This is a genomic window from Streptomyces sp. NPDC086835, from assembly GCF_044745705.1.
GTDB lineage: Bacteria > Actinomycetota > Actinomycetes > Streptomycetales > Streptomycetaceae > Streptomyces.
The window spans coordinates 66327-80628 of the sequence record NZ_JBIVAU010000006.1; the positions used below are offsets into that span (position 1 = coordinate 66327).

General features: G+C 71.2%; 11 protein-coding genes and 1 pseudogene. 11 read left to right on the forward strand and 1 reads right to left on the reverse strand.

Annotated elements, in window-relative coordinates; all coding sequences use genetic code 11:
- Window positions 1-289: 289 nt before the first annotated feature.
- Window positions 290-1498, reverse strand: a pseudogene (yicI, locus tag ACIPJI_RS20370) (alpha-xylosidase); the annotation flags it as partial.
- A gap of 438 nt (window positions 1499-1936) precedes the next feature.
- Between yicI and ACIPJI_RS20375 the strand changes: the two are divergent.
- The 11 genes from ACIPJI_RS20375 (at window position 1937) to ACIPJI_RS20425 (ending at window position 14284) form a co-directional block, all read left to right on the forward strand.
- On the forward strand, window positions 1937-2590 hold the full coding sequence (locus ACIPJI_RS20375) for a GntR family transcriptional regulator (RefSeq protein WP_307709693.1): 654 nt from the start codon (window positions 1937-1939) through the stop codon (window positions 2588-2590).
- Window positions 2587-3501 (forward strand): dihydrodipicolinate synthase family protein, encoded by a 915-nt coding sequence (locus ACIPJI_RS20380; RefSeq protein ID WP_402247805.1) that lies wholly within the window; start codon window positions 2587-2589, stop codon window positions 3499-3501. The genes ACIPJI_RS20375 and ACIPJI_RS20380 overlap by 4 nt, the downstream gene beginning before the upstream one ends.
- On the forward strand, window positions 3498-5222 hold the full coding sequence (gene araD, locus ACIPJI_RS20385; protein WP_307709691.1) for an L-arabinonate dehydratase: 1725 nt from the start codon (window positions 3498-3500) through the stop codon (window positions 5220-5222). Before ACIPJI_RS20380 ends, araD begins: the two co-directional genes overlap by 4 nt.
- 123 nt (window positions 5223-5345) lie before the next feature.
- Window positions 5346-6296: a carbohydrate ABC transporter permease gene (locus ACIPJI_RS20390; protein ID WP_307709690.1), complete on the forward strand. Its 951-nt coding sequence runs from the start codon at window positions 5346-5348 to the stop codon at window positions 6294-6296.
- The gene (locus ACIPJI_RS20395; protein WP_402248228.1) at window positions 6296-7192 is read left to right on the forward strand and encodes a carbohydrate ABC transporter permease; all 897 of its coding nucleotides are present in this window, start codon (window positions 6296-6298) and stop codon (window positions 7190-7192) included. Before ACIPJI_RS20390 ends, ACIPJI_RS20395 begins: the two co-directional genes overlap by 1 nt.
- Complete coding sequence (locus ACIPJI_RS20400; RefSeq protein ID WP_402247807.1) at window positions 7189-8370, forward strand: Gfo/Idh/MocA family protein; 1182 nt, start codon at window positions 7189-7191, stop codon at window positions 8368-8370. The genes ACIPJI_RS20395 and ACIPJI_RS20400 overlap by 4 nt, the downstream gene beginning before the upstream one ends.
- The gene (locus tag ACIPJI_RS20405; RefSeq protein WP_402247809.1) at window positions 8367-9206 is read left to right on the forward strand and encodes a PmoA family protein; all 840 of its coding nucleotides are present in this window, start codon (window positions 8367-8369) and stop codon (window positions 9204-9206) included. Before ACIPJI_RS20400 ends, ACIPJI_RS20405 begins: the two co-directional genes overlap by 4 nt.
- Window positions 9203-10822, forward strand: coding sequence for a family 43 glycosylhydrolase (locus ACIPJI_RS20410; RefSeq protein WP_402247811.1), 1620 nt, complete (start codon window positions 9203-9205; stop codon window positions 10820-10822). Before ACIPJI_RS20405 ends, ACIPJI_RS20410 begins: the two co-directional genes overlap by 4 nt.
- The gene (locus ACIPJI_RS20415) at window positions 10819-12159 is read left to right on the forward strand and encodes an ABC transporter substrate-binding protein (RefSeq protein WP_402247813.1); all 1341 of its coding nucleotides are present in this window, start codon (window positions 10819-10821) and stop codon (window positions 12157-12159) included. The genes ACIPJI_RS20410 and ACIPJI_RS20415 overlap by 4 nt, the downstream gene beginning before the upstream one ends.
- On the forward strand, window positions 12156-12956 hold the full coding sequence (locus tag ACIPJI_RS20420; RefSeq protein ID WP_402247815.1) for a rhamnogalacturonan acetylesterase: 801 nt from the start codon (window positions 12156-12158) through the stop codon (window positions 12954-12956). Before ACIPJI_RS20415 ends, ACIPJI_RS20420 begins: the two co-directional genes overlap by 4 nt.
- Before the next feature lie 20 nt (window positions 12957-12976).
- Complete coding sequence (locus tag ACIPJI_RS20425; RefSeq protein ID WP_402248230.1) at window positions 12977-14284, forward strand: polysaccharide lyase family 1 protein; 1308 nt, start codon at window positions 12977-12979, stop codon at window positions 14282-14284.
- The last annotated feature ends 18 nt before the right edge of the window (window positions 14285-14302 follow it).

Below are 14302 nucleotides of genomic sequence, written 5' to 3' on the forward strand. Positions count from 1 at the left end.
CCGGGCCCTCGTGCGATCCGGGGGGGGCGCGCGGCGGCCCGGCGTCCGGCGCCGACGGCGGGGGCGTCGAACGCCGGGACCGGTCCCAGGCGGACACGGCCCCGGGCGTCGAGTCCTGGCACGCGCGGCGGCCCGGCGCCGGCGGGCCCTGTGCCCGGTCGGGGCGTCAGGTACCGGGGCCTGTCCCGGGCAGGTGCTGCGACACCCCGGGCCCCGGTCCCGGGGCGCGCGGCGGTCCGCCGTCCGGCGCCGACGGCCCGGGTGGCAGGTCGGCGGCGTGGTCCGGCGGTCAGCGGAGCGGCACGGTGACCTCTCCCGTGCCGCGCGCTCCGCCGTGGCCGACGGCCTTCACCCGGAACGGCCGCTCGGTGCCGGCGGCGGTCACGCGCAGGGCGCCGGGCTCTCGGACGATGCGGAACGTGGCCGCCGTGCTCCCGTCAGGCCCGGGGACGGTGACCGTGCGCCTGTCCGTCCCCGGGGCGACCAGCAGGGTCAGGGCGTCCGTCCACGGCCCCTCCGGGCTGCGGACGTCGGCGGCCAACGGGATCACCGCGCCGGGGCGGACGTACAGCGGCAGGCTGTCGAAGCCGTGGACCTCGCGGCGCCAGGCGGGGCCGCTCACCCGTTCACCGGTGAGCAGATGCGTCCACTCCCCCTCGGGCAGGTACACCTCCACCTCTCCCTCCGCGGAGAGGACGGGCGCCACGAGCAGGTCCGGGCCGAGCAGATACTGCCGGTCGAGGGTCCGGCACGCGGGATCGTCGGGGAATTCCAGCAGCATGGGCCTCATCACCGGCACGCCGGTGCGGTGCGCCTCGACGGCCGCACCGTAGAGGTACGGCATCAGCCGGTGCTTGAGCTCGGTGAACTGCCGGGCCACCGCCACCGCTTCGTCGCCGAACTCCCACGGCACCCGGTAGGAGTCACTGCCGTGCAGCCGGCTGTGCGAGGACAGCAGCCCGAAGGCGAGCCAGCGCTTGAACAGGGCCGGGTCCGGGGTGCCCTCGAAGCCGCCGATGTCGTGGCTCCAGAAACCGAAGCCGCTCAGCGACAGTGAGAGTCCGCCCCTCAGCGACTCGGCCATGGCGTCGAACGATGCCCAGCAGTCGCCGCCCCAGTGGACGGGGAACTGCTGGCCGCCGGCGGTCGCGGAGCGGGCGAAGAGCACGGCCTGCCCCGCCCCCCGCTCCTTCTCGAGGAGTTCGAAGACCGCGGCGTTGTAGAGCTGGGTGTAGTAGTTGTGCATCCGCTCGGGGTCGGAGCCGTCGTGCCAGACCACATCGGTGGGAATACGCTCTCCGAAGTCGGTCTTGAAGCAGTCGGCGCCCTGGTCGAGCAGGACCTTCAGCCGGGACTGGAACCAGGTGCGCGCCGCCGGGTCGGTGAAGTCGACCAGCGCCATGCCCGGCTGCCACAGGTCCCACTGCCAGACGTCACCGTTCGGCCGCCGGACCAGGTAGCCGCCCGCCACTCCCTCGGCGAAGAGCGGGGACTTCTGCATTCGACGGTGATCAGCGCCGAGTTGAGCGTGTCGCCGCGCGACCGGACGCGGCGGACGGAGGCGTAGGCGGTGAACCGGTCGTCGCCGGGTTGCAGATCGCGTACTTCGGTGGCGTACGAGGCGTGGACGCCCTCGCGCATCAGCCAGAAGCCGTCGGTGAACTTCATGGAGGTCCTCGGAAAGGAGAGCGGAAGTACGGCAGGAGAAACCCGGAAGGAAGTCGGGCGGAAGCGCTTGCGCCACCAATCTATGAAGTGGCGCGAGATGAGGTCAACGCACTCGACGGCACCGATCGAAGCGCTTCACCGTAACAAACCAGACATCGCATCGAATCGCGTCCGAAGCATTGACGGCGCGCCAAGTCGGCCCTACGTTCGGCGCGTTGCACTTCGTACGTCATATATGAGACGCGATACGCGAGATCTGAGAGTGCTGATGACCTTCGCTCCCACCCCGATCCCCTCCCGCACCCAGTACGTGCTGGAGGCGATCAAGCACGCCATCCTCACCGGCGGCCTCAGCCCGGGCCAGTCCCTGGTCGAGACCGAACTGGCCGCGCGGTTCGGTGTGTCGAAGACCCCGGTGCGGGAGGCCCTCAAGACCCTCGCCGGCACGGGGCTCGTGGTGATGAGCCAGTACAAGGGCGCCACCGTCCGCATGGTCGACGCCGACATGGCGCGCGAGGTGTACGACGTGCGGCTGCTGCTGGAGCCGGAGGCGCTGCGGCGCTCCATCACCCGCAACGCCTCGCTCGAGGACGCGCGGACGGCGCTCGTCAGGGCTGACGAGGCGGCGGACCAGGCCGAAAGGTCGCTGGCCAACCGGGAGTTCCACCGGGCCCTGTATCTGCCCTGCGGCAATCCGCTGCTGGCCCGGATGCTCGACGAGGTCCGCGACCAGGCGGCCCTGGTCTCCACCGTGGCGTGGGCCGCCGACCCGTCCTGGCAGCGGGAGGCCGACGAGCACCGCGAGATCCTTCAGCTCGCCCTCGCGGGGGACGCCGACGCCGCGGCCCGCGCGCTGCACGAGCACATCGACTCGTTCGTACAGCGGGCGTTCCCCGAGCAGGCCGAGGAGGACCAGGTATGAGCACCGATCCCGGCTTCAGCTCGCTGCGGGAGGCCCTCGCCGACGTGGTGGCCATCCCGGTCACGCCCTTCACCCGCGACGACACCGTCGACACCGTCGCGCACCGGGCGCTGGTGCGCCGGCTTCTCGACGGCGGGGTGCGCACCCTGACCCCCAACGGCAACACCGGCGAGTACTACGCGCTCGACCCCGACGAGCGGCGCGCCGTCACGGAACTGACCCTCGAGGAGTCCGCCGGCCGGGCAGCCGTCCTCGTGGGCGTCGGCCTGGACGTGCCCACCGCGGTCGCCTCCGCGCGGCACGCACGGGACGCGGGCGCGCAGATGGTGATGGTCCATCAGCCGGTGCACCCCTATGTGTCGCAGGACGGCTGGCTCGACTACCACCGGGCGATCGCCGAGGCCGTGCCCGAGCTCGGCGTGGTCCCCTATGTGCGCAGTCCGCATCTGCGCGGCGAGCGCATGGCGCGCCTCGGGGAGCTGTGCCCCAATGTCGTCGGAGTGAAGTACGCGGTGCCCGACACGGCGCAGTTCGCGGCGTTCGCCCGCGACGCGGGCCTCGAGCGGTTCGTGTGGATCGCCGGTCTCGCGGAGCTGTACGCTCCCGCCTACTTCTCCGCGGGCGCCACCGGCTTCACCTCCGGCCTGGTCAACATCTCCCCGTCGATCTCGCTGGAGATGCTCGCCGCGCTGCGCGCCGGGGACCACGCGGCGGCGATGAAGGTGTGGGAGCGGATCCGGCCGCTGGAGGATCTGCGCGCCGCCCACGGGTCGGCGGACAATGTCACGGTCGTCAAGGAGGCCCTCGCCTCGCTCGGCCTGTGCCGCCGCGACGTGCGGCCGCCGAGCAGTCCGCTCCTGCAGAAGCGGCGTGCCGAGGTCGCCGGGCTCGTGGCCGGGTGGGGCATATGAGCCTGCGGCCGGAGCAGTTGCGCAGCCACCAGTGGTACGGGACCGACGGGTTGCGCTCGTTCTCCCACCGGGCCCGTACGCGTCAGCTCGGGTACCTGCCGGAGGAGCATCTCGGCAAGCCCGTGATCGCCGTCCTCAACACCTGGTCGGACATCAACCCGTGCCATGTGCATCTGCGTGACCGCGCCCAGGCCGTCAAGCGCGGGGTGTGGCAGGCGGGCGGGTTCCCGCTGGAGTTCCCGGTCTCCACTCTGTCGGAGACCTTCCAGAAGCCGACGCCCATGCTCTACCGCAACATGCTGGCGATGGAGACGGAGGAGCTGCTGCGCTCCTACCCGGTGGACGGCGCGGTGCTGATGGGCGGCTGCGACAAGTCCACGCCGGCGCTGCTGATGGGTGCCGCGAGCGCGGACCTGCCGACGGTGTTCGTGCCTGCGGGGCCGATGCTGCCGGGCCACTGGCGCAACGAAGTGCTCGGCTCCGGCACGGACATGTGGAAGTACTGGGACGACAAGCGGGCCGGGCTCATCGGCGACTGCGAGATGAGCGAGCTGGAGAGCGGTCTGGCCCGCTCCCCCGGCACCTGTATGACGATGGGGACCGCCGCCACCCTGATGGCCGCGGCCGAGGCGCTCGGAGTGACGGTTCCCGGCGCCTCGTCCGTCCCCGCGGTCGACTCCGGGCACGACCGCATGGCCGCGGCGTCCGGGATGCGGATCGTGGAGCTGGTGCGCCAGGACCTGAGGCTGTCGCGGATCCTGACCCGTGAGGCGTTCGAGGACGCGGTGACCACGGTCCTCGGTCTCGGCGGCTCCACCAACGCCGTCATCCATCTGATCGCCATGGCCGGGCGTGCCGGCGTGACGTTGCGCTTGGACGACTTCGACCGGATCGCTCGTACGGTGCCGGTGCTGGCCAACGTCCGTCCGGGCGGCGGGCCTTATCTGATGGAGGACTTCCACTTCGCGGGCGGGCTGCCCGGCTTCCTCTCCCGCATCCGTGACCTGCTCCACCTGGACCGGCCCACGGTCGCCCACGCCACCTTGCGGCAGCAGCTCGAGGGCGCCCAGGTGCACAACGACGATGTGATCCGCCCCCGCGACAACCCCGTCGCGCAGGAGGGAGGCGTCGCGGTGCTGCGCGGGAACCTCTGCCCCGACGGGGCGGTCATCAAGCACATCGCCGCCGATCCGAATCTGCTGAAGCACACCGGACCGGCCGTGGTGTTCCCGGACTACCGGACGATGCAGCGCACGATCAACGATCCGTCGCTCGGCATCACCGCCGGCCATGTGCTGGTCCTTCAGGGCGCCGGCCCCAAGGGCGGTCCCGGCATGCCGGAGTACGGGATGCTGCCGATCCCGGACCATCTGCTCAAGCAGGGTGTGCGGGACATGGTCCGCATCTCCGACGCCCGGATGAGTGGGACCAGTTACGGCACGTGCGTCCTGCACATCGCGCCCGAGTCCTACGTCGGAGGGCCGCTGGCCCTGGTCCGCACCGGGGACCTGATCACCCTCGACGTCGAGGCGCGTTCCCTCCGTCTGGAGGTCACCGACGCCGAGCTGGAGCGACGCCGGTCCGAGTGGACACCGCCGCCGGCCCGCTACGAGCGCGGCTACGGAGCTCTTTACAGCGAACAGGTCACCCAGGCCGACACGGGATGCGACTTCGCCTTCCTGGCCAGGCCCGGCGAAGTGCCGGATCCGTACGCGGGCTGAGCCCGCGGCCTCCGCCCCACTTCGCACGCCCCCTTCTTTCTCCTCTTCGCCCAGCCTCTTCTTCTTCGCCCGACATCCGCACAGCGCCGGAGAAAGCGCTTACCCCAGATCGGAGATGCAGTCATGGCCCAAGCTGTGGCGCAGAAATCGCCAGGGCCACCGGCCCGGCGGCCCGGAGCCCGCGGCCGCCGCACGGGAGCGGCGCCCCGCCGGCTGCCGTATCTGCTGATAGCCCCCGCCGGGCTGCTGATGCTGGGCTTCATCGCCTATCCGGTGCTCAGCGTCTTCTATTACAGCCTTCAGGAGTACAACCCCACCAAGCCCTGGCGGAACGGTTTCGCGGGCCTGTCGAACTTCACGACGATCTTCACGGACGACCCGCACTTCTGGGGCACGCTGACGTTCAGCCTCAAGTGGGTCGTCGTCGAGGTGAGCCTTCAGTTGCTGTTCGGACTGGCGCTCGCCCTCATCGTCAACCAGACCTTCGTCGGCCGGGCCCTCGGGCGCGCGCTGGTCTTCTCGCCCTGGGCGGTCTCCGGGGTGCTGACCTCCGCCATCTGGGTGCTGCTCTACAACTCCCAGACCGGCATCACCCGTTACCTCGCGGACATGGGCATCGGCGAGTACGGGACCTCGTGGCTGTCCGACACGGCCACCGTCTTTCCCGCCGCCGTGGTCGCGGACCTGTGGCGCGGTGTCCCCTTCTTCGCCATCCTCATCCTCGCCGACCTCCAGTCCGTGCCGAAGGATCTGTACGAGGCGGCGGAGGTGGACGGCGCCAACCGGGTACGGCAGTTCCTCCACATCACCCTGCCGCACCTGAAGGACGCGATCATCCTCTCCACGCTGCTGCGGGCGGTCTGGGAGTTCAACAACGTCGACCTGCTCTACACCCTCACCGGCGGCGGACCTGCCGGCGAGACCACCACGCTGCCGCTCTACATCGCCAACACCAGCGTCGACGCCCATGACTTCGGCTACGCCTCGGCGCTGACGACGGTGGCGTTCGTGATCCTGCTCTTCTTCTCGATGGTCTATCTGCGCCTGAGCAAGTTCGGAGGCCAGGACAAGTGATCACCACACAGGCCACTCGCGGCGCGGCGCCCGTGCCCGTCGTCCCGCCCCCCGCCCGGCCGGCTCCCGCGAAACGCCGGCGCGCCTGGGACGAGGTCCCGCGGTGGCAGATCTATCTGCCGCTCGGCATCTACCTCCTCTTCACCCTCATCCCCTTCTACTGGATCCTGCTGTTCGCGGTCCGTCCGACCGGCTCCACCTCGCTGGTGCCGTGGCCGATGACGGGCGAGCACTTCGAGAAGGTGTGGACCGAGCGCAGCTTCGCGACCTTCTTCCAGAACAGCCTCATCACCGGTATCGCCGTCCTGGTGATGACCACGGTCGTCGCGCTGGCCGGCGGTTACGCCCTGGCCCGTTTCGACTTCCGCCTCAAGAAGGGCTTCATGCTGGCCCTGCTGTGCTCCCAGTTCGTACCGGGCGCGCTGCTGCTGGTACCGCTCTTCGAGATCTTCGCCGGCCTGCAGATGATCAACTCGCTGGTCAGCGTCATCATCGCGGAGACCGTCTTCCAGCTGCCGCTGTCGATGATCCTGATCAGCGGCTTCATCAGGAACGTGCCGTACTCCCTGGAGGAGGCGGCGTGGGTGGACGGCTGCAACCGCTTCAGCGCCTTCCGGATCGTGGTGCTGCCCCTGCTGCGGCCCGGGCTCGTCGCCGTCGGCTCCTTCGCGTTCGTCCACGCCTGGAACCACTTCCTGTTCGCGCTGATGTTCCTCAACAACCAGGACAAGCAGACCATCCCGGTCGGTCTCAACACGCTGATGGGCGCGGACAGCGTCGACCTGGGCGCCCTGGCCGCGGGCGGTGTGATCGCCGCCGTCCCCGTCGTCATCGTGTTCGCGTTCATCCAGAAGTGGCTGATCACGGGCTTCAGCGCCGGGGCGGTGAAGGGATGACCGCCACGGTGGAGCCGCTGCCCGTCGTGCTCGCGGGCGCCCGGGGCCACGGCCGGCAGCACCTGGCCAACATCGCCCGGCTCCAGAAGGAGGGCCTGGTGCGCCTGGCCGGGGTCTGCGAGCTGCGCCCGCTGTCTCCCGACGAGCTCGACGGCTTCGACGGGTCCGCGGCGCCCTCCGCGCCGGAGCAGGGGCCGGACCTGGACGCGCTCCTCGCCTCGACCGGCGCCCGGATCGTCGTCGTCTGCACACCGATCCAGACGCACACGGACCTGGCGCTGACCGCCGCCCGGCACGGTGCGCACCTGCTGCTCGAGAAGCCGCCCGCCCCCTCGTACGAGGAGTTCCGGCGGATGGCCGACGGGGTCGCCCAGGCAGGTGCCGTCTGCCAGGTCGGGTTCCAGTCGCTGGGCTCGCACGCGCTGCCGGCCGTCCGCGCGCTCGTCGACGACGGGGTGATCGGCGAGGTGCGCGGCGTGGGCGCGGCAGGGGCGTGGGTGCGCGGCGAGGCGTACTTCCGGCGCTCCCCGTGGGCAGGCCGACGCCGTCTCGACGGTGTCGACGTGGTCGACGGCGTGCTGACGAATCCGCTCGCCCACGCGGTGTCGACGGCTCTGGCGCTGGACGGCAGCACCCGGGCCGAGGAAGTGGCGGGCGTGGAGACTCAGTTGTTCCGCGCCAACGACATCGAGTCCGACGACACGTCGTGCGTCCGGGTGACGACGTCCCGCGGGGGCCGTGTCACCGTGGCGGCCACGCTCTGCGCCGAGGTGGCCTCCGAGCCGTATGTGGTGGTGCACGGCAGCAGCGGGCGCATCACCTTCTGGTACAAGCAGGACCGCGTGCTGGTCCAGCGGTCCGGGCACGGCCCGCACGAGACCGTTCACGGCCGGACAGATCTGCTGGAGAACCTCGTCCGGCACCTGACGCGGGGCGACGCGCTGCTGGTGCCGCCCGATGCCTGCGGCGCGTTCATGCGCGTCGTCGAGGCGGTGCGCACCGCCCCGGAACCGGTCCGGCTGCCGCCGGACGCGTGGCGGCACGCCGAGGAGGGGAGCGCCCCGCGCCGGGTGGTCCCGGGCATCGACGCGCTGGTCGCCGCCGGCGCCGAGACGCTCCGCCTCTACTCCGAACTCGGCGCGCCCTGGGCCCTGTCCACGGAGGTCACCACGCCATGAGCTCCACGACGCAGCTGTACTGCTCGGGCCGGCCCGTCGGCCGCTACTCGCTCCCCGCCGACCTGGACCGGCGCTCCTCCCCCCGTCCCTGCCTTCATCCCGTCACCACGCTGGCCGGCGTCCCGGTGACCGAACTGGCGCCGCCCGACCATCCGCACCACCTGGGCGCAGGGGTGGCCGTACCGGACGTGGAGGGCCACAACTTCTGGGGCGGACGGACCTTCGTGCGCGGGCAGGGCCCCACCGAGCTCGACAACCATGGGCAGCAGCGCCACGACGGGTTCAAGCTGCGCGACCCGGACGGTTTCGTGGAGGAGCTGAGCTGGGTGGCAGGCGGACGCCGGCTGCTGCGCGAGCACCGCACGGTGGCGGTCACGCCTCTCACCGGCACCGCCTGGGCGCTGGACCTCACATTTTCGCTGACCAATGCGAGCGGTGCGGCGCTGTCCATGGGCAGTCCCGCCACCAACGGGCGCGACGGCGCCGGTTACGGCGGCTTCTTCTGGCGTGCGCCGAAGGAGCCGGCGGCTCCGGACGTGTTCACCGCGGACGCGGAGGGCGAGACCGCGGTGCACGGTACGCGGGCCGACTGGCTGGCCGTCGCGGGGCAGGGCTGGACGCTGGTCTTCGCCGGGGCCACCGCGCGGACCCGGGAGGACCCGTGGTTCGTCCGGGCCGGCGAGTACCCGGGCGTCGGTTCGTCCCTGGCCACGGTGGAGCGGCTGCCGCTGGGGCCACACGAGACGCTGGTGCGCCGCGTCGTCACCGTCGTCGCCGACGGGCGCCTGGACCGGGACGGCGCCGCGGCGCTGGTCCACAAGGCGGTGACGGCATGAGGACCGGGGACCTCGGCGACGGGACGTACCGCAATCCCGTTCTCGCCGCCGACTGGTCCGACCCCGACGTGGTCCGGGTCGGCGACGACTTCTATCTCACCGCGTCCAGCTTCGGCCGGGCCCCCGGGCTGCCGCTGCTGCACTCCCGGGACCTCGTCAACTGGACCTTGATCGGGCACGCGCTGGAGCGGCTGGAGCCCGCGGCCGCCTTCGCACTGCCCCGGCAGGACAGCGGGGTGTGGGCGCCGTCGATACGTCATCACGACGACCGTTTCTGGATCTTCTGGGGCGACCCGGACCACGGGATCTGGCAGGTCAACTCGACCGATGTACGCCGTGGCTGGAGCCGTCCGCATCTGGTGAAGGAGGGCAAGGGGCTCATCGACCCCTGTCCGCTGTGGGACGAGGAGACCGGCGAGGCGTACCTCGTCCACGCCTGGGCCCGGTCCCGGTCGGGGATCAACAACCGGCTCACCGGCCATCGGATGCGGCCCGACGGCAGCGCGCTGCTCGACGAGGGGAAGACGATCGTCGACGGGGACGGCATCCCGGGCTGGTTCACCCTCGAGGGCCCCAAGCTGTACCGGCACGACGGCTGGTTCTGGATCCTGGCCCCCGCCGGCGGTGTCGCCACGGGATGGCAGGGCGCGCTGCGCTCCCGGGACTTCTTCGGCCCGTACGAGGAGCGTGTCGTCCTCGAACAGGGCGACACGCCCGTCAACGGGCCGCACCAGGGCGGCTGGGTGCGCACCCGGTACGGGGAGGACTGGTTCCTGCACTTCCAGGACCGTGGGGCCTACGGCCGCGTGGTCCACCTGCAGCCCATGCAGTGGGACGACGACGGCTGGCCCGTACTCGGCGACGGGGGCTCGCCCGTCCTCCTCCACCCCAAACCCGACCTGCCGGAGCAGCCGCGGTCCGCCCCCGCCACCGACGACGGCTTCCCCGGAGGGCGCTTCGGCCGCCAGTGGCAGTGGGCGGCGAACCCGGGCGAGGGCTGGGCCCCACTGCACTCGGGCGACGGTCTGCGGCTGACGTGTTTACGCGGCGACGACGCGCAGGACCTGCGCAGGCTGCCGAACGTCCTCACCCAGCGGCTGCCCGCGGCCGACGCGGTCGTCGAGGTCGAACTGCGCCTGGACGACGAGGAACCGGGCGCACGGGCGGGACTCGCGGTACTCGGGGACGCGTACGCCTGGATCGGCCTGGAGCGGGCCGCCGACGGCACGGTCCAGCTGGTGCACCGCTTCGCGGAGGCGGCCGCGGCGCGCGAACGGGACGCGGCACGCTCCCGGCACGCGCCGGAGGGCCGGGCGCTGCTGCGGATCGAGACCGTGGCCGGCGCCAGGTGCCGCTTCTCGGCCGCCGTGCCCGGAGCCGGCCAGGACGGGTTCGTGCCGTCCGGCCGGGTCTTCGCCGCCACCCCCTGGCGCTGGACCGGCGCCCTCCTCGGCCTGTTCGCCACCGCGCCCGCCGCGGAGCGGACAACGGCGGCGGGTCACACCGGCGCCGCGATGTTCACACAGTTCCGCATCACCGCTCCACGCACACCCTCACGGACACGCACACCCGCGCGAACACGCACACCCGTACGAGCAGAAAAGAGCCGACCATGACGATCTTCCACCGGGGACGGGGCAGAGCCGCCTCCTTCCTCGCCCTCACCACGGCGCTCCTGTTGACCGCCACCGCCTGCGGTGACGACGGCAGCGGCGGCGCCGGGGACAAGGGCGGCGAGGGGTCCGGCAAGGGCGAGATCACCTTCTGGGACAACAACGGCGGTGTCCGCACCGACGTGTGGAAGGAGATCATCGCGGAGTTCGAGAAGAAGCACCCGGACATCGACGTCAACTACGTGGGAGTCGCCTCGACGGAGGTCCAGTCGAAGTACGACACGGCCATCCAGGGCGGCGGCCTGCCGGACGTCGGCGGCGTCGGGGCGGCGATGCTGGCGGGCATCGCCGCACAGGGCGCGCTGGAGCCGCTCGACGAGCGCATCGCCGCGAGTCCTCTGGGTGGCAAGCTGAACGCCGGCATGGTGGAGAACGTGAAGGCCGCGGGCGGCCAGGACCGTATGTTCACCGTGCCGACGTCCGCCAGCAACGGTGTGCTGTACTACCGCACCGACCTCTTCGAGGAGGCCGGTCTGGAGCCGCCCACCACCTGGGCGAAGTTCTTCACGGCCGCCGACAAGCTCACGGCGAAGGACAAGAACCGCTTCGGCTACACCATCCGCGGCGGCGCCGGGTCCATCGCACAGGCGCTGGACGCGATGTACGGCCAGAGCGGCATCGACACCTTCTGGCAGGGCGACAGGACCACGGTCAACGCCCCTGAGAACGTGGCGGCGCTGGAGAAGTACGCGGCACTGTTCAAGAAGAACACCCCTGCCGCGGACGTGAACAACGACTTCACCAAGATGGTCGCCCAGTGGGACAGCGGCGAGATCGGCATGCTGAACCACAATCTGGGCTCCTACAAGGACCATGTGAAGGCGCTCGGGACGGAGAAGTTCCGTGGCATCCCGCTGCCGACCACCGACGACGGCACACGGGTGCAGGTCTCCAACCCGGTCGACGGTCTGGGCCTGTTCAAGTCGAGCAAGAACAAGACGGCCGCCTGGAAGTTCATCGAGTTCGCCGCGTCCCACGAGTCCAACAGCCGGTGGAACGAGTCGGCCGGCGCGATCCCGGCCCACACAGAGGCGGCCAAGGACGCCTGGGTGCAGAAGGCGGAGCCCACCAGGCTGGCGGCCGAGGCACTGTCCAGCGGTTCGACGAAGATCGTGCAGCTGCCTTACTACCTGCCCGACTGGAACACCATCTCCAAGGCCGAGAACGAGCCGGCCTTCCAGAAGGTGCTGCTCGGCAAGATGTCCGCGAAGGACTTCCTCGACTCCCTGGCGGAGCAGCTCAACGAGGCCCAGGCCGAGTGGAAGCAGCAGAACGGGTGAGGCCGACCCGTCGTCAGGTGGTCGCGGCGGCGGCGAGCCTTCCGCTCGCCGCCGCGGCGGCCCCCGCCGCCGTGGCCGGGCCGGCAGCGGGTGGCCGGAGCCGCACGCTCTTCATCGCCGGGGACTCCACGGCCGCGCAGAAGTACGCGGACGCCGCGCCCGAGACCGGGTGGGGCATGGCCCTCCCCTTCTTCCTGGACAGGCGGCTACGGGTCGCCAACCACGCGGTCAACGCCCGGAGTTCGAAGAGCTTCGTCGACGAGGGTCGACTGGACGCCCTGCTGACCCGGATCGCGCCCGGTGACCTGTTGCTCGTCCAGTTCGGCCACAACGACGCGAAGAGCGCCGACCCCGCCCGGTACACCGAGCCCTGGTCGACGTACCGGGAACATTTGCGCCGGTACGTCGAAGGGGCCCGCGAGCGCGGCGCCCGGCCGGTGCTGGCGACGTCCGTGGAGCGGCGCAGGTTCGACGCGCAGGGGACCGCGGTCCCGACGCACGGCGACTACCCGGCCGCGATGCGGGCGCTGGCCGCCGAGGAGGGGACCGCGCTGCTGGACGTGCAGGCCCTGTCGATCGCCCGTTGGCAGGAGCTGGGTCCGGAGGGCACCAAGGCGTACTTCAACTGGACGCCGGAAGAGCAGGACAACACGCACTTCAATCCGCCGGGCGCGATCGCCGTGGCACGGATGGTCGCAGAAACACTGCTGAGCACCGGCGTGATCGCACCGCGCGACGTCCGCCGGCTCGAGGACGAGATCCCCGAGTCATGGATCACCTGGCCCGCCGCCGACTGAACCGGGAAGAGAGCCGCACCATGCACCGCACCACGCACACGCTGAGATGTCAGGGACGCATCATCGCAACGGCCCTGGGATGCACCACACTGGTCCTGACCGCCACCGCGGCGACGAACGCCGCTCCCCACCGGGACACCGCCCGTCAGACCCTGCCCGCCCGCGACGGCTGGGCCTCGCTCGGCACCGGCACCACCGGCGGTGCCACGGCCCGCCCCGCGCAGGTGCACACGGTCACCACCTGGGAGGAGTTCCGGGCCGCGCTCGCCGGCGACGGTGACGCACCCCGGATCATCAAGGTCAAGGGCACCCTTGACGCCACCGCGTCGGGCTGCGCCGCGTTCGAGGCAGAGGGCTACGACTTCGACGCCTATCTCGCCGACTACGACCCCGCTGTATGGGGCTACGACACCCCCGTCAGCGGCCCCCAGGAGGACCTGCGCGCCGTGTCGGCGGACAACCAGGCGCAGGCGATCAAGGCGTACGTGCCGGCGAACACCACCATCGTCGGCGTCGGCAAGGACGCGGGCATCGTCGGCGCGAGTCTCCAGGTCAAGGGCGTCGACAACGTCATCGTCCGCAACCTCACCCTCGAGAGCCCGCTGGACTGCTTCCCCCAGTGGGACCCGACGGACGGCGCGACCGGCGCGTGGAACTCCGAGTACGACAGCCTCGTGGTGTACGGGTCCACCCATGTGTGGATCGACCACAACACGTTCACCGACGGGCGTCACCCCGACAGTTCACTGCCGTCCTACTACGGCGAGGTGTACCAGCAGCACGACGGTGAGCTCGACATCGTCAGGGGCGCCGACCTGGTGACGGCCTCCTGGAACGTCTTCGCCGACCACGACAAGACCCTGATGATCGGCAACAGCGACAGCGCCGGCGACACGGACCGCGGCAAGCTGCGGGTCACCCTGCACCACAACCTGTTCCGGGACATCGTCGAGCGTGCGCCGCGCGTCCGCTTCGGCAAGGTCGACACGTACAACAACCACTACGTCGTCGACAAGGACGCCTACGCGTACAGCTTCGGCATCGGCGCGGAGTCCCAGCTCGTCGCGGAGGCGAACTCGTTCACGCTGCCGGCCGGAGTGGGCGCGGGCCGGATCCTCAAGAAGTGGAAGGACTCCCCCGTCACCGCCGAGCGCAACCACGTCAACGGCCGGGCGGTCGACCTGGTGGCCGTCCACAACGCGGAGGTGCCCGAGGAGACGCTGCGGTCGGGCGCCGGCTGGACGCCGACGCTGCGCACCCGCCTCGACCATCCGCGGGCGGTGCCCGGGCTGGTCGTCCACCGGGCGGGCGCGGGCCGGCTGCGCTGACGAGAGAAGGAGCCTCAT